General features: G+C 73.3%; 19 protein-coding genes and 1 tRNA gene. 10 read left to right on the top strand and 10 right to left on the bottom strand.

All coding sequences use genetic code 11. The features are described from left to right. Nucleotide 1: 1 nt before the first annotated feature. Nucleotides 2-370, bottom strand: a complete 369-nt coding sequence (locus AOM02_RS09390; RefSeq protein WP_062298903.1) for an ArsR/SmtB family transcription factor — start codon at nt 368-370, stop codon at nt 2-4. Nucleotides 371-489: 119 nt separating this feature from the next. Then, entirely contained in the window at nt 490-882 is a 393-nt protein-coding gene (locus AOM02_RS09385; protein ID WP_062298902.1) for an FKBP-type peptidyl-prolyl cis-trans isomerase, read from the bottom strand. Between the two features lie 140 nt (nt 883-1,022). Here AOM02_RS09385 and AOM02_RS09380 point away from each other — a divergent pair, with 140 nt between their 5' ends. The 4 genes from AOM02_RS09380 to AOM02_RS09365 all read left to right on the top strand — a co-directional run bounded on the left by AOM02_RS09380 (nt 1,023) and on the right by AOM02_RS09365 (nt 6,666). Continuing rightward, the gene (locus AOM02_RS09380; protein WP_062298901.1) at nt 1,023-2,294 is read left to right on the top strand and encodes an ATP-binding protein; all 1,272 of its coding nucleotides are present in this window, start codon (nt 1,023-1,025) and stop codon (nt 2,292-2,294) included. Nucleotides 2,295-2,358: 64 nt separating this feature from the next. Continuing rightward, nucleotides 2,359-2,829 carry a nucleoside deaminase gene (locus tag AOM02_RS09375; RefSeq protein ID WP_062298900.1) on the top strand — a complete coding sequence of 157 codons (471 nt, stop codon included), beginning with the start codon at nt 2,359-2,361 and terminating at the stop codon, nt 2,827-2,829. A 92-nt stretch (nt 2,830-2,921) separates the two neighbouring features. Continuing rightward, nucleotides 2,922-4,757, top strand: coding sequence for a CLIPPER-2 domain-containing protein (locus AOM02_RS09370; RefSeq protein WP_062298899.1), 1,836 nt, complete (start codon nt 2,922-2,924; stop codon nt 4,755-4,757). Nucleotides 4,758-4,818: 61 nt separating this feature from the next. Then, entirely contained in the window at nt 4,819-6,666 is a 1,848-nt protein-coding gene (locus AOM02_RS09365) for a cation:proton antiporter (RefSeq protein WP_062298898.1), read from the top strand. Between the two features lie 3 nt (nt 6,667-6,669). On the opposite strand, the gene AOM02_RS09360 is transcribed toward AOM02_RS09365, so the two are convergent. Further along, the gene (locus tag AOM02_RS09360; protein ID WP_062298897.1) at nt 6,670-7,665 is read right to left on the bottom strand and encodes an NAD-dependent epimerase/dehydratase family protein; all 996 of its coding nucleotides are present in this window, start codon (nt 7,663-7,665) and stop codon (nt 6,670-6,672) included. 41 nt (nt 7,666-7,706) lie between these two features. After that, on the bottom strand, nt 7,707-8,060 hold the full coding sequence (locus tag AOM02_RS09355) for a YciI family protein (RefSeq protein ID WP_439645397.1): 354 nt from the start codon (nt 8,058-8,060) through the stop codon (nt 7,707-7,709). An 84-nt stretch (nt 8,061-8,144) separates the two neighbouring features. Between AOM02_RS09355 and AOM02_RS09350 the strand changes: the two genes are divergently transcribed. Further along, the gene (locus AOM02_RS09350; RefSeq protein ID WP_062298895.1) at nt 8,145-9,212 is read left to right on the top strand and encodes an aldo/keto reductase; all 1,068 of its coding nucleotides are present in this window, start codon (nt 8,145-8,147) and stop codon (nt 9,210-9,212) included. Between the two features lie 31 nt (nt 9,213-9,243). On the opposite strand, the gene AOM02_RS09345 is transcribed toward AOM02_RS09350, so the two are convergent. Beyond that, nucleotides 9,244-10,857, bottom strand: a complete 1,614-nt coding sequence (locus tag AOM02_RS09345) for an ATP-binding cassette domain-containing protein (RefSeq protein ID WP_062298894.1) — start codon at nt 10,855-10,857, stop codon at nt 9,244-9,246. Between the two features lie 273 nt (nt 10,858-11,130). Here AOM02_RS09345 and AOM02_RS09340 point away from each other — a divergent pair, with 273 nt between their 5' ends. Both AOM02_RS09340 and AOM02_RS09335 read left to right on the top strand, forming a co-directional pair. Then, nucleotides 11,131-12,471, top strand: a complete 1,341-nt coding sequence (locus AOM02_RS09340) for an MFS transporter (protein WP_062298893.1) — start codon at nt 11,131-11,133, stop codon at nt 12,469-12,471. Between the two features lie 129 nt (nt 12,472-12,600). Then, entirely contained in the window at nt 12,601-13,032 is a 432-nt protein-coding gene (locus AOM02_RS09335; RefSeq protein WP_062298892.1) for a hypothetical protein, read from the top strand. An 18-nt stretch (nt 13,033-13,050) separates the two neighbouring features. On the opposite strand, the gene AOM02_RS09330 is transcribed toward AOM02_RS09335, so the two are convergent. The 4 genes from AOM02_RS09330 to AOM02_RS09315 all read right to left on the bottom strand — a co-directional run bounded on the left by AOM02_RS09330 (nt 13,051) and on the right by AOM02_RS09315 (nt 15,406). After that, the gene (locus tag AOM02_RS09330; protein ID WP_062298891.1) at nt 13,051-13,503 is read right to left on the bottom strand and encodes a VOC family protein; all 453 of its coding nucleotides are present in this window, start codon (nt 13,501-13,503) and stop codon (nt 13,051-13,053) included. 60 nt (nt 13,504-13,563) lie between these two features. Continuing rightward, nucleotides 13,564-14,412 (bottom strand): MerR family transcriptional regulator, encoded by an 849-nt coding sequence (locus tag AOM02_RS09325; RefSeq protein WP_062298890.1) that lies wholly within the window; start codon nt 14,410-14,412, stop codon nt 13,564-13,566. A gap of 112 nt (nt 14,413-14,524) precedes the next feature. Continuing rightward, on the bottom strand, nt 14,525-14,749 hold the full coding sequence (locus AOM02_RS09320; protein ID WP_062298889.1) for a DUF6458 family protein: 225 nt from the start codon (nt 14,747-14,749) through the stop codon (nt 14,525-14,527). Between the two features lie 201 nt (nt 14,750-14,950). Beyond that, nucleotides 14,951-15,406 (bottom strand): hypothetical protein, encoded by a 456-nt coding sequence (locus AOM02_RS09315; RefSeq protein ID WP_062298888.1) that lies wholly within the window; start codon nt 15,404-15,406, stop codon nt 14,951-14,953. 42 nt (nt 15,407-15,448) lie between these two features. Between AOM02_RS09315 and AOM02_RS09310 the strand changes: the two genes are divergently transcribed. The 3 genes from AOM02_RS09310 to AOM02_RS09300 all read left to right on the top strand — a co-directional run bounded on the left by AOM02_RS09310 (nt 15,449) and on the right by AOM02_RS09300 (nt 18,675). Next, nucleotides 15,449-16,006, top strand: coding sequence for an LURP-one-related family protein (locus tag AOM02_RS09310; protein WP_062298887.1), 558 nt, complete (start codon nt 15,449-15,451; stop codon nt 16,004-16,006). Between the two features lie 102 nt (nt 16,007-16,108). Next, on the top strand, nt 16,109-18,571 hold the full coding sequence (locus AOM02_RS09305) for an alkaline phosphatase family protein (protein WP_169746617.1): 2,463 nt from the start codon (nt 16,109-16,111) through the stop codon (nt 18,569-18,571). Nucleotides 18,572-18,604: 33 nt separating this feature from the next. Further along, nucleotides 18,605-18,675, top strand: a tRNA-Gly gene (locus tag AOM02_RS09300). A 48-nt stretch (nt 18,676-18,723) separates the two neighbouring features. Here AOM02_RS09300 and AOM02_RS09295 read toward each other — a convergent pair. After that, entirely contained in the window at nt 18,724-19,920 is a 1,197-nt protein-coding gene (locus AOM02_RS09295; protein WP_062298885.1) for an IS481 family transposase, read from the bottom strand. Between the last annotated feature and the right edge of the window lie 73 nt (nt 19,921-19,993).

Here is a 19,993-nt window from a genome sequence, read left to right as displayed (position 1 = left end):
GCTACTCCTGTCCTGGAGCCGGCGGGGACGGGGGCTCGGGCTCCGCGAGGAGCGCGTCGAGCCGGTCGATGCGAGCGCGCCACAGGCGCTCGTACCGGTCGAGCAGGGCCTGGACCCTGCGGATCGCATCGGGGTTGCCGCGGACCAGCCGCTCGCGGCCGCGGTTCTGCTTGGTCACGAGTCCCGCCCTCTCGAGCACCGCGACGTGCTTCTGCACGGCCGCGAAGGACATGTCGTACCGATCCGCGAGAGCGCTGACGGACTGCTCCCCGGTGAGGACGCGCTCGACGATGTCGCGGCGCGTCGCGTCCGCCAGGGCCCGGAAGATCCGGTCGACCTCGGCGTCCGACAGGTTAGTTTCTACAACCATTTGGTTGTACGTTAACCCCGGCAAGGGTGGCGCGCAACCCCCGGGAACGAATCGGGACGCTCGGCCCCCGACGCGATCGCGGGGGCGGAGCGTCCCGGACGTGGACGGCGGGCTCGCCGTCAGCGGGCCTCGAGCACGTCCACCGTGAAGACGAGCGTCGACCCGGCAGGGATCGGGCCCATGGGACGGAAGCCGTAGCCGGACTCCGGCGGCACGACGAGCAGCAGCTTCGAGCCGACGGGCTGCCCGACGATGCCGTCGACCCAGCCGTCGATGAGCGAGCCGTAGGCGATGGGGAAGGAGATGGACTCGCCGCGGTCCCACGACGAGTCGAACTTCGCGCCGTCCCACAGCCATCCGCTGTAGTGGACCGTGATGTGCTGGCCCTCGGCGACGGCGGGACCGTCGCCGGCCTCGTGGACCTCGACGACGAGGCCCTCGGGCTTCTCGGCGCCGGCGAAGTCGATGCTGGGCGCGCCGTTCGCGTCTCGGGTGATCGTGGGCAGCGTCATGGTGGCTCCTTACGGTGGCGGACGAACCCGACCAGCCTACGGCGGCGCTGAGCGCAAGGGGCGCCGGCCCCTCGCCCGCGCATACCCCCCTGGGGTAGCGTCGGAGCGTCCCCGGTACGACGACGTGCAAGGAGGAGGCCATGCCCACATGGCGCATCCGTGACGCCCACGCCGAGGACCTCGAGTCCGTGGTGAGGCTCTGGGAGCAGTCGCGCGCGGCCGGCGTCGAGCCGGTCTACGCGCTCGCGGAGGTGCTCACCTCCGCCGCCGAGGACATCGCGGTCGTGGCGACCGTGCAGGAGGAGATCGTCGGCGCCGCCGTCGCGCGGCGCGCGCACAACCAGGCGTGGATCGTGTTCCACGGGGTGGATGATGCGTGGCACGGCCGGGGCATCGGACCGGGCCTGCTCTCCGCCGTCGAGACCCGCGTCGCCGAGGCGGGGCCGAGCACCCTGTCGGCGCTGGTGCCGGCCGAGCAGACCCACCTCGATGCGTTCCGCGACGCCGGCTTCGCGGAGAAGAAGGCCGTCCGCTACCTGGAGCGACGCATCCGCGTGCAGCGCGAGGAGATGGCGCTGCTGGAGGAGCTCGGCGGCCGCGTGCTGCCGCGCGGCCTGTGGGACGGCGTCGCCGGCATGCGGCACGAGAAGGCGCTGATCGAGAAGCGGCTGGTGCTGCCGCTCGCGGAGCCCGCGCTCGCGGACCGCTTCGGCGTCGCGCCGCCGCGCGCGGTCGTGATGTTCGGACCGCCCGGCACGGGCAAGACCACGTTCGCGAAGGCGATCGCGTCGCGGCTGGACTGGTCCTTCGTCGAGGTGTTCCCGTCGCGCCTCGCGGCGGACCCGGCCGGCCTCGCCGGGGCGCTGCGGGACACGTTCCACCAGATCGCGGAGCTCGAGCACGCGGTGGTGCTCATCGACGAAGTCGAGGAGATCGCGTCGCACCGACGCGGGGACCCGCCGTCGCCGCTGCAGGGCGTGACCAACGAGCTCCTCAAGCTCATCCCGGCGTTCCGCGAGCGCCCCGACCGCCTCCTCGTGTGCGCGACCAACTTCATCCGCTCGCTCGACTCCGCGTTCCTGCGCCACGGCCGCTTCGACTACGTCATCCCGATCGGGTTGCCGGACGCCGAGGCGCGCGCCGCGATCTGGGGGCGGTTCATCCCGCCCGCTGCCGCGGATGTCGACGTCGCGGCGGTCGTGGACGCCTCGGCGGGCTTCACGCCGGCCGACATCGAGTTCGCGGCGAGGCGCGCCAACCAGGCGGCGCTCGAGTCGGCGGTGGACGGCGGCGACGGCGGCGGGCCCACGACAGCGCACTACCTCGCGGCGGTGTCCGCGACGCGCGCGACCGTGTCTGAGCAGGTGGTCGGCGAGTTCGAGGAGGACATCGACGCCTTCGCACGGGTCTGACGCCGCTCCCGCACGTCCTGAGAGGTGGCGGGCGCACCCGGCTGCCCGTTCGTAGGCTGACCCCATGACCGCCCACCTCGACCACCTCCGCCGCGCGATCGCGGTCTCCCAGGCCGCGCGGGACCACGGCAACCACCCGTTCGGCGCCGTGCTCGTCGACGGCGAGGGGTGCATCGTCCTCGAGGCCGAGAACACGGTGGTGACCCACCGCGACGCGACGGGCCACGCCGAGACCAACCTCGTCCGCCTCGCCAGCAACCAGCTGGACCCCGACGAGCTGGCCGCCTGCACGCTCGTCACCAGCTGCGAGCCGTGCGCCATGTGCTCGGGAGCGATCTACTGGTCCGGCATCGGCGCGGTCGTCTACGGCCTCGCCGAGACGGGCCTGCTCGCCATGACCGGCGCGCACGACGAGAACCCCACCCTCGCCCTGCCCTGCCGGGACGTGCTGGGCGCCGGCTCGCGCGCGATCGAGGTCACCGGCCCGCTGCTCGAGGAGGAGGCCGCCGCGCCGCACCGCGGCTTCTGGGACTGACGCCTCGTCCCCGCTCAAGCCCGGTCCCATTCGTGTCGATAACGGCGTTACACGAGGGTCCGACTGGCTGAGGGGCTGAGGGGGACGACCTGATGGGCAAGAAGGCAATGCTGCCGCGCCTGCGCACGGCGGCCATCACCGCGGGCGTGCTCGCCGTCGCGATCGTGCCGCTCGCGGCCGGCAGCGCGACGATCTCGAAGCTGACCGTCGCCGCGACCTACACCGGGTACAGCGACGACAACGGCAACGGCCTGCGCGACTGGGACGACCTGCTGACCTACACGTTCACGCTCACCACCACGGGCGGCACCAGCACCACCGAGATCACGTCGCTCACCTCCACCGACCTCGCGATCGACACCGTCGACGCGCCCCACGGCATGCGCGTGTCCGGCAGCAACACCACGACGTTCACCGTGACCGGCCGCGCCGTCCTCCCGGCGGGCGCCGACGGCACCGGCTTCGCGCCCACCTTCGACCTGATCACGGACGAGCCCCCGGTCCACGTCGTGCTGACCGGCAGCGTCACCGCGAGCGCCGTCGACCTTGCCGACCCCGCGCCCGTGACCGCGATCACCGCGACCGGCTCCGCGACGCTCGTCGAGCTCGTCGGCGACACCACCGACGGCCTCGCGACGGCCGGCGACCGGGTCGACTACTCCGTCGCGGTCATGAACGCCGGGACCGAGCCCGTCGGGTCGCTCGCCGCAACCTCGGCCGGGATGGCCGGTGCCGGCGCGGGCGTCCTCGCCGTCGGCGGCTCCTCCGCGCCGTTCGCGGTGGGCAGCCACACCGTCACCGCCGCGGAGGTCGTGGCCGGCGAGGTGCCGGCGCGCGCGATCGAGGTGACCGCGGCCGGCGAGTCGGGCGCATCCGCGACCACCACCGCCTCCGCCCCCGCGGTCGCGGCGGCGACGCCCGCGTTCGCGCTCACGGTCAACGCCTCGGCGGGCTTCCTCGCCGCCGCGGGCGGCACCCCGGTGACCTGGCCGGTCGTCGACGACCTGGTGGTGCTGTCCGGCATCACGGCCACCAACGCGAGCGACGTGCCCATCGACGGCTTCCGCCTGCTCGGGGCGCCGCTCGCGTGCGACGGCGCCGCGGTCGCGCTCGCGCGTGGTGACGCCGGCGTGTGCGCGGACTCCGCCCCGATGCCCGTCACGCTCGCGGCCCTCGCCGCCGGCGCCCTCCCCCTCGCCGGCGTGACCGGCGAGGTGCTCTACGGCGGCGCATGGCTGCCGGCGACGCTGTCGCTCCCGACGATCCCCGTGGACGATGCGACGCCCGCGCTCGGCTTCGCGGTCACCGGGACCCTCGCGGACACCAACGGCGACGGGCTCGCCAACGCCGGCGAGACCGTCACCTACCGGCTCACCGTGCGCAACGACAGCCCGCTGTCGCTGCCCGACCTGGTCGCCACCGTGACCGAGGACGGCGGCGCGGACCTCACGCTGGGCTCGCTCCTGCCCGCCGGGGCGGTGCTGCCATCCGGCGACTCGCTCACCGTCACGGCCACCTACGTGGCCGGGGCGGCGGACGAGGCGCGGGGCAGCCTCACCTACGCGGCGACGCTGCGGCCGACGATGGCGGGGCTCAACCCGGCCGCGATCACCGCCGCGCCGGTGGTGATCGCCGCCGGCCCGGTCGCGACGGGCGTCGACGAGACCGGCGGCACCACCGCGTCCGAGGTCGAGTCCGCGGTGGTCACGTCGGAGCCGACGAGCGCCGCGAGCGCGACGCCCACCACCACCGGCTCGACGGGAGACGGGACGGACGATGCGGCGGACACCGCGGCGCTGTCGTCGACCGGCGCCGACCGCGTCGGCCTCCTCACCGTGCTCGCCGCGCTGATGGCCGGTCTCGGGACGGCAACCCTGGCCGCGAACCGTCCCCGCACCGCGCACGTCGACGCGCGACACGTGCGGTGACACGCCTCCCCCACGCCACCCCCACCGCCCGGCGGCGCCGCCGCGGCCCTAGTCTCGAACCGTGACGCTCGCCGCATCGATCGTCCTGGTCCTCGTGGCCGGGATGGTCTCCCAGCTCCTCGCCGCGCGACTGCGCGTGCCCGCGATCGTGATCCTCATCGCCGTGGGCCTCACGCTCGGCCCCTTCACGGGCCTGGTCACGGTCGACATCCCCGACGACGACCTCTCGGAGCTCATCGGCATCGGCGTCGCCGTCATCCTGTTCGAGGGCGGCATGAGCCTGCGCTTCTCCGAGTTCAGGCGGGTCGGTCGCGGCATCGGCCGGCTCACCATCCTCGGCCCGCCCGTCGCGATGGCGCTGACCGCCGCGGCCGCGCACTGGATCGGCGGCTTCGACTGGCCCGTCGCGCTGGTGCTCGGCGCGATCCTCGTGGTGACGGGCCCCACGGTCATCGCGCCGCTGCTGCGCCAGGCCGGCCTACGGCGCGACTCGGCGGCGCTGCTCAAGTGGGAGGGGATCGTCAACGACCCCATCGGCGTCACGCTCGCGTTCCTGACCTTCCAGCTGTTCGCGCTGTCGGACGACGGCGTCGGCTCGGTCCTCACCGGCCTCCTCTTCGCCGTGGTCGTGGGCGGCGGCATGGGCGCCGTCGTCGGCGCGCTCATCGGCGTCTCGTTCCGCCGCGGCTGGGTGCCGGCGCACCTCAAGTCGCCGCTCCTCCTCGTCACGGTGCTGCTGGTCGCGGGCGTGGGCAACCGCCTCCAGGACGAGACCGGGCTGCTCGCGGTCACGGCGATGGGCCTGGTGCTGGGCAACATGCGCCTGCCCGAGCGCGAGCAGCTCCTGCACTTCAAGGAGGGCCTCACGGTCGTGCTCGTGAGCTCGCTCTTCATCGTCATCCCCGCGACGCTCGACGCGGGCGACATCCGCGAGCTCGACTGGCGCATCGGCGCGTTCGTCCTGGCGCTCATGGTCGTCGTGCGGCCGCTGACCATCCTCCTCGTGACGCTGCGCTCGGACGTGCCCAAGCCCGACCGCATCCTGCTGGGCTGGATCGCGCCGCGCGGCATCGTCGCGGCGGCGACCGCGGGCTCGTTCGGCCCGGCGATGGTCGACGCGGGCTACCCGGACGGCGCGCAGCTCGTGCCGACGGTCTTCCTCGTGATCCTCGTGACGGTGGTCGCGCACGGCTTCACGCTGGCGCCGCTCGCGCGCCGCTTGGGCCTCACCACCGGCGCCCGCAACGGGCTGCTGCTGGTGGGCGCGTCCCGCTTCGGGCTCGCGCTCGCCGAGGCGGTGCGACGCCAGGGCGCGGCGGTCCTCGTCGCCGACGGGCGCTACCAGAGCCTCCAGCCGATGCGCATGGCGGGGGTCCCCACGTACTTCGGCGAGGTGCTGTCCGAGCACGCCGACGAGAGGCTCGAGGAGGCCGGCGTCAGCCATGTCCTCGCGGCGACCGACAACGACTACTACAACGCGCTCGTCGCGCGCAGCCTCGGCACGGAGTTCGGCTTCCACCGGTCGTTCCAGATCGCGCCCGCCGAGGGCACCGGGGAGCGCAGGGCGCTGACTTTCGAGCGCCGCGCGTCCTACGCGTTCGACGGGTTCACGGACCTCGCGACGCTCGACGACCGCGTCGCCGAGGGCTGGCGGGTCCACGCGACGCACCTCACCCGCCAGTACGGGCTGCGCGAGCTCGCGGACAAGGTCGGCGGCGGCTCCGGGGCCATCCCGCTGGGCGCGGTCGACGCGTCGGGAGGGCTGCGGCTGCTCTCCCCGGACCAGCGGTTCATCCCCCCGAAGGGGTCGACGATCCTCTACCTGGGCCCGCCGCGGCAGCCCGCCACGGGCGCGGTCCCGACGGTGGACGATGCGGCGGTCGCCGCGGACGGTCGGGAGCCCGCGTAGGCGTCAGCCGCGCTCGAACTCCGCGATCAGCGCGAGCTCGCGCTCGCGCGACAGGCCCGCGAGGCCGGGCCGGTCGACGCCCAGCGACCGCTCCTCCGTGAGCACGTCGCGGACCGTCTCGATGAGCGGCCGGCGGACCCCGCCCGTGTCGCGGAAGCGCGACCCGTCGTGGAACCCCGTGCGCGCGGGCCCGCCGTCGTCCGGCACCCACAGCGGGAGCGAGCCCTCGCCCTTCCACGGCCGCACGCCGCGCTCGAGCAGCCACGCGGCATCGGGCCTCACGAGCGGGCCGTGCGCGCCCGCGACCTCGCGGACGAGCTCGATCAGGTCGAGGCCCGCGCGCTGCTCACCGACGGCGTTGACCGGGCCCGACAGGCCCGCCTCGATCGCGACGAGGTGCCACGCGACCAGGTCGCGCACGTCGATGAGCTGCAGCGGGTATGCGGGCGGCGCGGGCACGAGCATCGGCCCCTCGCCCGCGAGCGCCGCGCGGCGCGGCCAGTACGCGAAGCGCTCGGTCGGGTCGCCCGGGCCCACGATGACGCCGGCCCGCACGAGCAACGCGTCGGGCTGCGCACGCACGGTCTCGAGCTCGCAGCGCACCTTCGCGGCGTCGTACTGCGAGCCGTCGACCGCGACGTCGGGCAGCACGGGCTCGCGCAGCGGCGCGTCCTCGGCGACCACCGCGCGGGTCGGTGCGTACACCGCCACGGACGAGATGTACGTCCAGTGCAGCGCCCGGCCCTCGAGCGCCTCGGCGGCCTCGCGCACGTGCCGCGGCTGCCAGCTCACCTCGACGACGGCGTCCCAGTCGCGGTCGGCGACCTCCGCGTAGCAGCCGGACGCGTCGCGATCGGCGACGACGAGCTCGGCGCCCGGGGCCACCACGCCGGAGACGCCGCGCGCGAGGCACGTGACGTCCCAGCCGCGCGCGACGGCCTGCGCCGCGATCTCGCGGCCGAGCCAGGCGGTCCCGCCGAGGATGAGGAGCGAAGGCATACGGCCAGGCTAGCGGGACGATGCGCTGCCCGCGCCGGGCGTCAGGACCCGGCGGTCCAGTCGTAGAACGGGCGGACCTCGAGGACGCCGCCGCGCGCCATCGGATGGTCGAGCGCGATCGCGACCGCCTCGTCCAGCGAGCCGCACTCGAGGATGTCGAGGCCGGCGATCGCGGCGTGCGCGGGATGCAGCGGGCCAGGCTCGACCGTGGTGCCGCCCGCCCGGATCCGGACCACGCGGGACTCGGACGCGTCCGCGAGCCGATCGCCCCACACCCGCGCGCCGCTGCCGTCGTGGGCCGCGACCCAGCGCTCGATCTCCGCGGCGTCGTCGTACGGCTCGTCCACGGGATCCGCGATCTCCTCGACGCACACGAGCAGCAGGTACCGCATCACGCACCTCCCCCGGGGGTCCCCGCCGACCCCACCCGAGCATCGTCCCACCGCGCGGCGCGGCTCGCACGGACGTAGCGTCGAACCATGACCGACGGACCCGCTCCCGCGGCCGCGCGGCGGCTCGGGCTCACCGACACCTACGTCGCGCCGATCGCTGTCGGCGCGATGCTCATGGGCACGCGCACCCCGGAGGACGAGTCGCGCCGCATCCTCGACCACTTCGTGACGGAGGTGGTGCCGCGCTTCGCCGCGCCCGACGGCTCGGCCGTGCCCGGGATGATCGACACCGCCGACTGCTACTGCTGGTGGGAGGACCCCGGGTCGCTGGGCGGCCACTCGGAGGCCCTGCTCGGGCGCTGGCTCGAGCGATCCGGCGCGCGCCCGAGCGTGCTCATGGCCACCAAGGGGTCGGGGATGCTCAGCTCCGTCGAGGACGTGTTCGAGGACGGCGTCGCGAACTGGGACCTCGCGCGCAAGCTGTACGTCGGCGCCGAGGCCGACACCCTGAGACTGGCGCTCGCCGCGTCGCTCGACCGGCTGGGCCTCGACAGCGTCGACCTGTACTACGTGCACGTCGACGACCGGTCGACCCCGCTCGAGGAGACCCTCGGCTTCCTCGCGAGCGCGGTCGACGCGGGCCTGATCGGCGCGTACGGCTGGTCGAACGCCGCGTCGTGGCGCCTCGCGCAGATCCGCGCCTTGTGCGACACGCATGGCTGGACGCAGCCCGTCGCGTTCCAGCAGCAGCACAGCTACCTGCGGCCGCGGGCGGACCTGCACCACCCGGGCATCGTCACCACCGAGCACCTCGACTACCTGCGCACCTACCCGGACCTGCAGCTCGTCGCCTACTCTCCCGTGCTCAAGGGCCTCTACAGCGACCATGCGAGGCGCGACCGGCACTTCTGGGCGATGCACAGCTACGCGGGCCCGGACTCGGACGCGCGTCTCCGCGCCGTCGACGACGTCGCGGCGCAGACCGGCGCGACGGGCAACCAGGTGGTGCTCGCCTGGATGATGTCCCGGCACTGGCCGTCGATGATCCCGATCATCGGCGCGCGCACCTTCGACCAGTACCTGGAATGCGTCGAGGCGGTCGACGTCGAGCTCAGCCTCGAGCAGCTCGACGTGCTGCAGAACGCCGGGGCGTAGCACCGAGGCGTAGCGCCGGGGAAGGCGCGCTTCACGCGAACGGACGGTCACGGACCGCGCTGCCGGGCTCGACGACCCACTCCCGCGTCGGCCCGATCGCCTCGACGAACGCCTGGTCGTGGCTGGCGACCAGCAGCGAGCCGCGGTAGCCGGCGAGCGCGTCGATCAGCTGGGCCTGGGAGTCGAGGTCGAGGCTGTTCGTGGGCTCGTCGAGCACCAGCAGCTGGGGCTCGGGCCGCGCGAGCAGCACGCACGCGAGGTAGGCGCGGAAGCGCTCGCCACCGGACAGGTCGCCGAGCCGCGCCTCGGCGCTGGCGCCACGGAAGCGGAACCGGCCGAGCAGGTCGCGCACCTCCTGCGGATCCGCGCCGGGGGCGCGGCGGCGCACGTTGGCGACGACGGAGGCCGCCTCGTCGAGCCCCGTCAGCCGTTGCGGGAGCACGCCGGCGGGGACACCGATGCGCGCGGTCCCCGTGACGGCGGGCAGGTCGCCGAGCAGCGTCGCCACCAGGGTCGACTTGCCGGAGCCGTTGCGACCACGGACATGGATGCGCTCGGGTCCCCTGACGATCGCATCGAGGCGCACCCCGTTGCGGGTGACGAGCCCCTCCGTCTCGAGCACGAGGCGTCGGGCGGGCACCGCGGTCCCCGGCAGGTCCACCCGGATCGTCCGGTCGCGGGGGATCGCCGCCCGCGCCTCGGCGAGGCCGGCGCGGGCCGCCGCCAGCCGTTCCTCGTGCACGCGGCGCACGCGTGCGTCGGTGCGCTCGGCCTGACCCTGCTTCGCGTCGGCGGCGAGCCCCACCACGCGCCGCTGGGCGCGCGCCTTCTCGCCCGCGCGCCGCTTGCGGCCCGCGCCGTCCGCGTGCGCCGTGAGCGCGCGCGAGTGACGCGCGACGGCGGCCGTGGCGGTCGTGACCGCCTGGGCCGCCGCGGCGCCCTCGGTCGCACGCGCCTCCTCGAAGGCGTCGAGCGCGCCGCCGAACCAGCGCAGCGCCACGGTGCGGTCGTCGCGCTCGCGCAGCTCCGCGATGCGGTCGACGCGTGCGAGCAGGTCGCGGTCGTGGCTCACGACGAGCGTGGTCCCGTCCCGCGAGGACAAGGCGTCCGCGAGCGCCGCGCGCGCCTCGGCGTCGAGGTTGTTCGTCGGCTCGTCGAGGACGAGGAGGTCCGGGGCGTCGAGCATCGCGGCGGCGACCGCGAGCAACATCGCCTCGCCGCCGCTCGTGCGGCCCACGGGCCTGTCGAGCCCGGCGGGCAGGCCGAGCGACCCGAGCATGGCGACGGCACGTTCCTCCACCGTCCAGTCGTCCGCGAGCGCCTCGTAGTCGGACGGGTCGGTCGACCCGGCCTCGATCGCCCGCAAGGCGGCCACCCGCTCGCCGATGCCGAGGACGTCGGCCACGGTCGCGGCGGTGGCGAGCGCGACGCCCTGGGGGACGTACGCCGTCGCGGGCGGGACGGCGACCGTGCCGGAGACGGCCGTGAGCTCGCCGAGCGCGAGCCGCACGAGCGTCGACTTGCCGATGCCGTTGCGTCCGACGAGCGCGGTCAGCCCGGCGGGCAGCGTAAGGGTGAGGTCGGTGAAGAGCGCGCGGCCGTCGGGCCACGCGAACGAGACGTGGGAGAGGGAGAGGGCGTGCATAGGGAGCTCCGCGGGGGGTCTGGAAGGTGCATGACCGTGGCCAGACTCGTGGTCCGGCGTCCCTAGAGCTCCAACGTTCCTCCTCGGCGCCGACCCTCGCGGCGCGCCCGCACCACCGTACGCTGCGCATCGTCCGCGCGCCAGGCCCGCCCCGTCCCGAGCGTCCGGAGGGGGCGAGGCGGGGTCGGCCGACGGGCGTAGGGTGGCGGAGGCGCACGTGCCGACGCGACGCCGCGGAAGAACCGCCCGCGTCAGCCGGTTCCCCTAGGTGACATGTCACAGACCTTCGCGTCCCTGCGCATCTTCAACTACCGGCTGTGGTTCGCCGGCGCCCTCGTGTCGAACGTGGGCACGTGGATGCAGCGCGTCGCGCAGGACTGGCTGGTGCTGACCGCGCTGACCGACGAGTCGGGCGTCGCGGTCGGCGTCACCACCGCGCTGCAGTTCGCGCCGTTCCTGTTCCTGTCGGCGTGGGCAGGCGTGCTCGCCGACCGCGTCGACCACCGCAAGCTGCTCATCTGGACGCAGGTCGGGCAGGGCGTGCTGGGGCTCGGGCTGGGCCTCCTCACCGTCCTGGGGCACGTCGAGCTGTGGCACGTCTACGCGTTCGCGCTCGGCCTCGGCGTCGTGTCCGCGATCGACGCGCCGGCCCGCCAGACCTTCGTCTCGGACCTCGTGCCGTCGTCCTCGCTGCCGAACGCCGTCGCGCTCAACAGCGCGTCGTTCAACGCCGCGCGGCTCATCGGTCCGGGCGTCGCGGGCCTGCTGATCGCGGTGGTCGGCACCGGGTGGGTGTTCCTCATCAACGCGGCGACGTTCGGCGCCACCATCGCGGCGCTCGCGATGATGCGCGCCTCCGAGCTGCACCACCAGGAGCGCGCGGCACGCGGCCGGGGTCAGGTCCGCGAGGGCATCCGCTACATCCGCCGCAGACCCGACATCGTCGTGATCCTCGTGGTCGTCGGCACCGTCGCCGCGCTGGGCCTGAACTTCCAGCTCACGAGCGCGATGATGGCGGCCACCGAGTTCGACAAGGGTCCCGGCGAGTACGGCATCCTCGGCTCGGTCACGGCGATCGGCTCGCTGTCCGGGGCGCTGCTCGCGGCACGGCGCAAGCGCCCGCGCCTGCGCCTCGTGGTGGGCGCCGCCTTCGCCTTCGGGATCGCGCTCACGATGATGGCGCTCGCGCCCACCTACCCCCTGTACGTGCTCACGTGCGTGCCGGTGGGCTTCACCGCGCTCACGATGATCACGTCCGCGAACGCCGCCGTGCAGACCACGACGACGCCGCACATGCGCGGGCGCGTGATGGCGCTGTACATGATGATCTTCCTGGGAGGCACCCCGATCGGCTCCCCCATCGTGGGATGGATCGGGGAGACCTTCGGCCCGCGCTGGTCGATCGGCGTGGGCGCGATCGGAGCCCTGATCGTGGCGGTGGGCGCGGCCGCGTGGGTCGTGCGCGACGCGCGCCTCACCGTGAGCTACCAGCTCTCGCGGCCCTTCGTGCGGGTGCGCTACCCCACCGCCGAGGAGGCCGAGCGCGAGCGCCGCGCCCAGGCCGCCGAGGACATCCTCGCCCAGCAGCTCGCGGACCGCTCCGAGCAGCCCTGATCCCGCATCGTCCCGCCGCGGCCGGGCGCGACCCGAGGCGCACCAGGCGTGAAGCGCCGGGGCTCCTCTGTGCGTTGGCAGTTCGGGCGCACCATACTGAGCGTCATACGATGCGCAGGAGGTGGAGCCATGGATGACGTGACCGAGTACAGCGGCGACTACATCGACTCGTGCCGCTGGCGCATCGAGGCCGAGGTCGCGGCGTTCGACCTGCTCCGCGGGCAGGCGCCCGGCGACGGCTCCATGGACTCGGCGATCCAGGCGATCGAGGACGAGTACTTCGTCGCGGTCGCGAGCCAGCTCGAGGGCATGTTCTCGGACCGAAGCCGCGACGCCGAGGGCGACGACCCGGGACCGCTGCAGGAGATGCGCGCCGTCGTGGAGTCGCTCAACGGCAACGGCGGCCGCTTCGAGCCGCCCGAGGGCTCGGGGCTCGACGCGGACACCACCGTGCTCGAGATCGACGAGGGCGATCCGATCGTGCTGGACCGCGACAACTTCCAGATGCTGTCCGACGCGTTCTTCGACGCGATCGAGGAGACCTACGGCGACGAGGGCTGACGCCCTGCCCGCGGGCCGTCAGGCCAGCCCGGTGCCCTCGGTGAGCGGCGCGACCATCATCCAGCGGATGCCGAACCGGTCCTCGAACGAGGCGAACAGCTGACCCCAGAACATGGGTGTGGGCTCCATCTCGATGTCCGCGCCCGCCGACAGCCGGGTCCACAGGTCGCGCAGCTCGTCCTCATCGTCGAGCTCGAGGTTGATCGACATCGCGTTGCCGTTCGTGAGCACGTGCCCCATGGACGGCACGATGTCCGTGCCATGGATCACGTGCCCGGCGACCGTCTCGAGGGCGACGTGCATGATGCGCGCGCCCTCCTCCTCGGTCAGCGCCGGCATGCCCGGCGGCTGCGGCACCTCGCCGATCCGCTGGACGGGTCCGACGTAGTCGCCGCCGAAGACCTCGCGGTAGAACGCGAAGGCCTCCTCGCAGGTGCCGTCGAAGTTGAGGTACGTCGAGACGGTGGCCATGGATGCTCCCGGGTTGAGCGGTCCCCGTCAGGCTACGGCCGGCGGCGACGATGCGCGCGGTCAGCGGGGCACGAAGGGGAACACGACGTCGCAGACGAGGTCCTCGGCGTCTGCCCTCATCACGTCGGCGATGTACACCTCCCGCGGGGGGAGGTCGTCGTGGGCGGCGCCGTGGGCCATCACCCAGGTCGCCACGGCGTCGTAGGCGTCGAGGATGTCGGGGAAGACCACCTGGTCGCGGGTGAGCGAGGCGTACGCCTCCTCATGCGCGGGCTCGAGGCGGATCGAGATGCCCTCGGCGGGGCGCGCATCGGGGCTCACGACTACGCAGGCCTCGACGAGCGCGCTCGAGTCCGGCGTCACCGAGCCGTGATAGATCACGTACGTGGGCTGCTCGACCGTGGTGTCGAGGTCCCGGAGGCCGGGGTGCGCGACCGCATGGTCGAACAGGGTCGAGAACGCCTCCATGATGAACGGCTCGAGCTCCGGCTGATAGAGCTCGCGGCTCATGACGGCGAGCGTGCGCTCGGGCACAGCGCGGGTGCGGATATTCATGGCGGCTCCTTGGCTTCGCAGGTAGCGGGTGAGGTAGCGGCCGATGTCCCGACGCTGCTCGTGGTGGCGCTCCTGTGCGGCCCACCAGGCGGAGAACGCCTCCGCCGCCTGCTCGGGGCCGTCGGCGAGGTCGAGCACCTCGCGGACGACGGCGAGCGGCGCATCCATGCGGCGCATGGTGCCGATGAGGGTCGCGCGGCGGACCTGGTCCGGCGCGTAGTAGCGGTACGAGCTGAAGGGGTCGACCCGCACGGGGGTGAGGAGTCCCTGCTCGTCGTAGTGCCGCAGCGCCTTGACGGTCAGACGGGTCAGCGCGGCGAACTCACCGATGCTGAGAAGCTCTCCCGGATGCATGCCGTCAGCATGAACCGTCCCCTCACGGGAGGGTCAAGCGGCCGCGCCGCAAGGGCGGCGTACCAGGCCGGTCGCACCGCCCGGCCCGTCGGGGCCGGGCGGTGCGTCGCGCTCAGCCCTCGACGCGGTGGTGGTCGACGTGCTCGTCGCGCACCTCGGTGTGCGTGGTGCGCGAGCGCTGCGCGTTGGCGATGAGCGAGACCACGATCGCGACCACGCCTGCGGCCATGCAGATGTAGCCGATCATCGCGAGGTTCACGCCGTCGATCGCGTCGTCCACCGCGAACGCGGCGATCGCGCCGACGACGATCAGGAAGATGCCGGAACCGAGTGCCATGCTGATGTCCTCCCCTGCTCTCCGGCGGACCGGTCCGCTCCGCCGGGAGATCCGGCCGAGGGGCGCCTGAGCGCGAGCCCGCCGACAGGTGCAACGTCGATCTTCCAGGGACGATGCGCGGCCACCCGCCGGGCGATCCGCAAAAAGTGGCCATCTACCAGGCACGATGCTAATCTCGCCGACCGGGAATAGGGATCCGGCTCAGAGGCCCTCGTCGTCGATCCGGAACGCGCAGGTCTTCTTGTTGAGGCGGGCGAGCTGGCGGTCCCTCAGGACGACCGACTGGAGCAGCTCCTCCCCGCCCGACTCCAGCACCAGCTGCGCGCTGGACCCGCCCTCGCCTGCCGGGCACGTGGCGATCCCGAGCGGGAGACGCACCGTCACCTCCCCGCCGGCGGGCACGGCGATGTTGAGCCCGACGGCGTCGAGCCGGTCGAAGTACGGCGAGAACACGGTGCCGCCGGTGACCACGACGTCCTGCGCGCCCACCGACTCGAGGGTGATCTCCACCGAGCGCATCGCGAGCGACGCGTCCGGCACCTCCGCCGCGGCCGCGGTCGCCACGATCGGGTACTCGGGCGCGCCGGCGCAGGCGGCGAGCGGCAGCACCGCCAGGACCGCCGCGGCGGCGAGGCGGAACACGGAGGGAGCGGGCATGCCGCCATTGTGGCCCCTCCGGCGCGCTCCTAGGGTGAGGTCATGACGGTCCACTACCTCGTGCGGCAGCGCATCACCCTCATGGTGAACCGCTACGAGGTCTGGCGGGCGGACGAGGCGTGGAACCCGGTCGAGCAGCTCGCGTTCGCCCAGCAGAAGCGCGGCCGGCTGCGCGAGGAGGTGCCGTTCTACGCGGACGACTCGAAGGCGCACGTGCGTTTCACCCTCCAGGCGCGCAACGTCCTCGACCTCAGCTCGGTGGTCGACGTGCGGGACGAGGCCGGCACGGTCCTCGGCGGCTTCCGCAAGGACTTCCGGCGGTCGCTCCTCCTCACCACCTGGTACATGGAGCAGGAGGGCCTGCCGCGCGTGCTGGGGCAGGAGACGTCCTCGCTCTACGCGGTCCTGCGGCGCATCGGCTTCGACCTGCTGCCGTACGACTTCCTGTTCGCCACCGAGGATGCCGGGTCCCCCGTCATGACGATCGTCCGCAAGTGGGGCGTGCGCGACACCTACCGCGTGACCGTCGAGGACGACCGCTACGACCCGCGGCTGATCCACGCGGTCGCGGTGGGGCTCGACGCGCTGCAGAACCGCTGACCCGGCGCGCGGGCCCGGCCTCGGCCCTCAGCGCCCGACGACGACGATGATGGACCCATGCGACCGTCCGTGACGCGTGCACGCCGTCCACCAGGCGTGATCGTGCTCGCCGCCCTCACCGCGCTCGGCGGCGCGCTCGACCTAGCCATCAGCACCATCGCCCTCGCGGGCGGCACCGGGCGCGCGGAGGCGTCCACCGCGACCATCGTCGCGCTCGGCCTGCTCGGCGCGGGCCTCATCGCCGCCGCCGTCGCGCTGTGGCGGGGCTCCAACGGCGCGCGCATCGTCCTGTCCGCGCTCGCGGGACTGCGCGTGCTCGAGGCGATCCACCAGGCGACCACGCCGGACGGCTCCCTGCCCGCCGCCATCGTCGTCGCCGCGGGCGCGGGCCTCACGCTGGCGCTCGCCTGGACCCCCGGCGCGGGCCGGTGGTTCCAGGGGGAGCGCGAGCGTGAGCTCGCGGAGGCCGTGGGCGCGCAGCGGCGCACGATGCGCGCGCGGGCGGCCCGCGCCGCCGAGCTGGCCGTGCAGACCGTGGTGGTCGCGGCCGCCATCGCGCTCACGCCCGGGGTGACTGCGGACGGGTGGATCGCGGCGCTGCTGGCGGCCGTGGCGATCGCCCTCGTCACGTGGGTCCTGCAGCCCGTGTGGCTGCGGATCGCGAGCCGGTTCGGCTGGGCGGGCGCGCTCGTGGCCGCGCTGCTCGCCAACGCCACGACCGTCGGGCTGGCGCTGTGGCTCGCTCCCGGCGTCGACGTCGCGAGCCCGGGATGGGCGCTCGTCGCCTCGTGGATCCTGACGGTCCTCATGACGCTGGTGTCCTGGCTGTTCTCGGTGAGCACCCACGACTACCTGCTCGTGCACGCGACCCGCATGGCACTGCACGACGACCGCCCCGAGCCCGACGGGCTGCCGGGCGTGGTGTTCGTGCAGCTCGACGGGGTGTCCGCGCCCCTGCTCGAGCAGGAGCTGCGCGCGGGCAACCTGCCGACGATCGCGCGCTGGATCCGTGGCGGCACGCACACCTGGACCGAGTGGACCGCGCGGGTGCCGTCGACCACGCCCGTGAGCCAGGCGGGGATCCTCCACGGCTCGTCGCGCGGCATCCCCGCCTTCCGGTGGTGGGATCGCGCGCTCGGGCGCATGGTCGTCGCGAACCGCCCCGACGATGCGGCGCTCATCGAGGAGCGGGTGAGCGACGGCCGCGGCCTGCTCGCGGACCAGGGCGTGTCGATCTCCAACCTGTTCTCCGGCGATGCGGAGCGCTCGTTCCTCACGATGAGCGGCATGCGCGGCGGCGAGCGGTCGCTCGGACCCTCGCGCTCCTACGCGGCGTTCTTCACCCACCCCGCGGGCTTCGCCCGCGCGTTGACGCGCACGCTCGGCGAGATGGCGAAGGAGGTGTGGCAGGCACGCCGCCAGGAGTGGCGCGGGGTCGAGCCGCGCGTGCATCGCGGCGGCTCGTACGTCGCGCTGCGCGGCATCACCAACGTGCTCCTGAGGGACCTCAACGTCGCCCTCGTCATCGAGGCGATGATGGAGGGCGCGCGATCCATCTACGTGGACTTCGTCGACTACGACGAGATCGCCCACCACGCGGGCGTCACGCGCCCCGAGTCGCTCGCGTCGCTCTACGGCCTCGACGGGGTCCTCCGCACGCTCGAGCAGGTCGCACAGGCCGGGATCACTCCCCGCGAGTACCGCATCGTCCTGGTGTCCGACCACGGCCAGAGCCAGGGGGCGACGTTCCTGCAGCGCTACGGCATGACGCTCGAGGAGCTCGTGGCGGCGCACACCGGCGGACGCGCGCTCGACACGTCGCACGACGAGGAGACCTGGGGCCGGGTGCGGCTGCTCGTAAGCGAGGCCGCGGCGCAGGAGTCGGTGTCGGGCCGCGCGGCCAGGCGCGCGCTGAGGCGGCGCGAGGCGGGCGCCGCCGCATCGTCCCCGGCGGGCGACGGCGGGCCGGCGCTCGCGGTCGTCGGCAGCGGCAACCTCGGCGGCGTCTGGTTCACCGACTCCCCGGAGCCGCTCGCGCTCGCGGACCTCGAGGCGGAGCATCCGGGCCTCGTGGAGACGCTCGCCACCCACCCGGGCATCGGTTTCATCGTCGTGCGTGCGGCCTCGGGCCCCGTGGCGATCGGCCCGCGCGGGCTGCACCGGCTGTCGACGGGCGAGGTCGAGGGCGAGGATCCGCTCGCGCCGTTCGGCCCGGGTGCCGCGACCGACATGGCGCGCGTCGCCTCGTTCCCCGAGGCGCCGGACATCTACGTCAACTCGCTGCACGAGCCCGGCCTCGACGAGGTCGCGGCCTTCGAGGAGCTGGTGGGCTGCCACGGCGGTCTGGGCGGATGGCAGACGCGGCCGCTGCTGGTCTACCCGTCGGACTGGTCGCTCGACGCGTCGCTTCTCGAGCACGGACGGCTGCGCGGCGCCGAGCAGGTGCACCTGCAGCTGGTGCGCTGGCTCGAGGCGCTCGGCCATCGGGAGGGGCTGCGCGAGGACCGGGTCGTGCGGGACGATGCGCCGCGCGCCGTGGGCGAGGAGGCTGCGGCGACCCCCTAGAATGGGGTGACGCACCGCCGCCGAGCGGTGCTCGCGGGTGTAGTTCAATGGTAGAACTTCAGCTTCCCAAGCTGATAGCGCGGGTTCGATTCCCGTCACCCGCTCGCATGTGATGTGTCGGGACATCGTTCACAGATGTCTCGGGTCATCGTTCACAAAGGCCCCTCCTTCGGGAGGGGCCTTTGGTGTTTCTTGGGCTGGTAGTCGCGGGTTTCGTCGAGGTGGTGTTCGGCGATGATCTCGCCGGTGGTGCGGTCGATGACGAGGGTGTCGCGGCCGGCCATGAGGAGCACGATGTCGGTTCCGCGGTGGGCGCGTCCGATGCCGAGGTGGCGTAGGTTCCCGGCCCAGCGCACGGTGATGGTGCCGCCGGGGTCGACGATGTCGTGGCGGACGCGCCAGTGGCGCTCGAGGAGCTCGATCGAGGGCTGGTCCTTGGGTAGCGCGGTGTAGGCCTCCGCGGGGGTGCGCCGGGCAAGCGACCGGTGAGGGCGTTCGTGGTTGTAGACGTGCTGGAAGGTGTGCAACACGTGTTGCATCGCGTCGATCGTGTCGGCGTCGGGCCTGGCCGTGAGCCATTTCTTCAGGGTCTGGTGGAAGCGTTCGATCTTGCCTTGGGTCTGGGGGTGGCCGGGGTGGCCGTTCTTCTGCTTGATGCCCAGGGATGCGATGACGTGCTCGAAGTGGTTGGGGCCGCCTTTGTAGTTGGCGAACCGGGTGGTGTAGATCAGCCCGTTGTCCGTCAGCGTCGACGCTGGTAGACCGTGCTCACGTGCGGTGGTCAGGAACGTGGTGGTCACGATCGGCGCGGTCACGACCGCATGGACGGAGATGTGCAGCAGGAACCGGGAGTGGTCGTCGAGCCAGGAGATGATCTCGACCTCGGTGGCGTCGGCCAGGTGCCAGTGGGTCATGTCGGACTGCCAGCAGCCGTTGGGGGCGGCGGCTTCGAAGCGGGCCCACGACGAGCGGGGACGCTTGCGTGGCTGCGCCGTGACGCGTTCGCCGCCGCGCAGGATCCGCCAGATCGTCGACGTCGCCGGAACCGTCAGGTCCTCGCGTGTGAGCCGGTCCGCGATGGACTCCGCCCCAGCATCGAGTCCTTCGGCTGTGAGCTCGTCGCGCAGCTCCAGGATCCGTGCCCGCACCGGTGCGGGCGTGGCCTGTGGCGACGTGCGTGGGGCGCGTGAGCGCGGTTCAAGACCGCCAGCACCCTCGACGCGGTACCGGGCCACGAGGGTGTAGATCCACCGTCTGGAGACCTTGAACCGCTGCGCCGCCTCGGCGACGGACAGACCGCCCTCGATGACCGCCAGCACGATGACCCGGTTCTTGTCTGCATCCGCCATGGCCCATCGTCGAAGCACCAGGCCTGTGAACGATGTCGCGACACATCAGTGAACGATGTCGTGACACCAGACA

Origin of the sequence: Demequina maris, from assembly GCF_000971155.1 — a bacterium.
GTDB lineage: Bacteria > Actinomycetota > Actinomycetes > Actinomycetales > Demequinaceae > Demequina > Demequina maris.
Note: the sequence above shows the minus strand (reverse complement) of the source record. Positions and strands in the feature narration are given on the sequence as shown.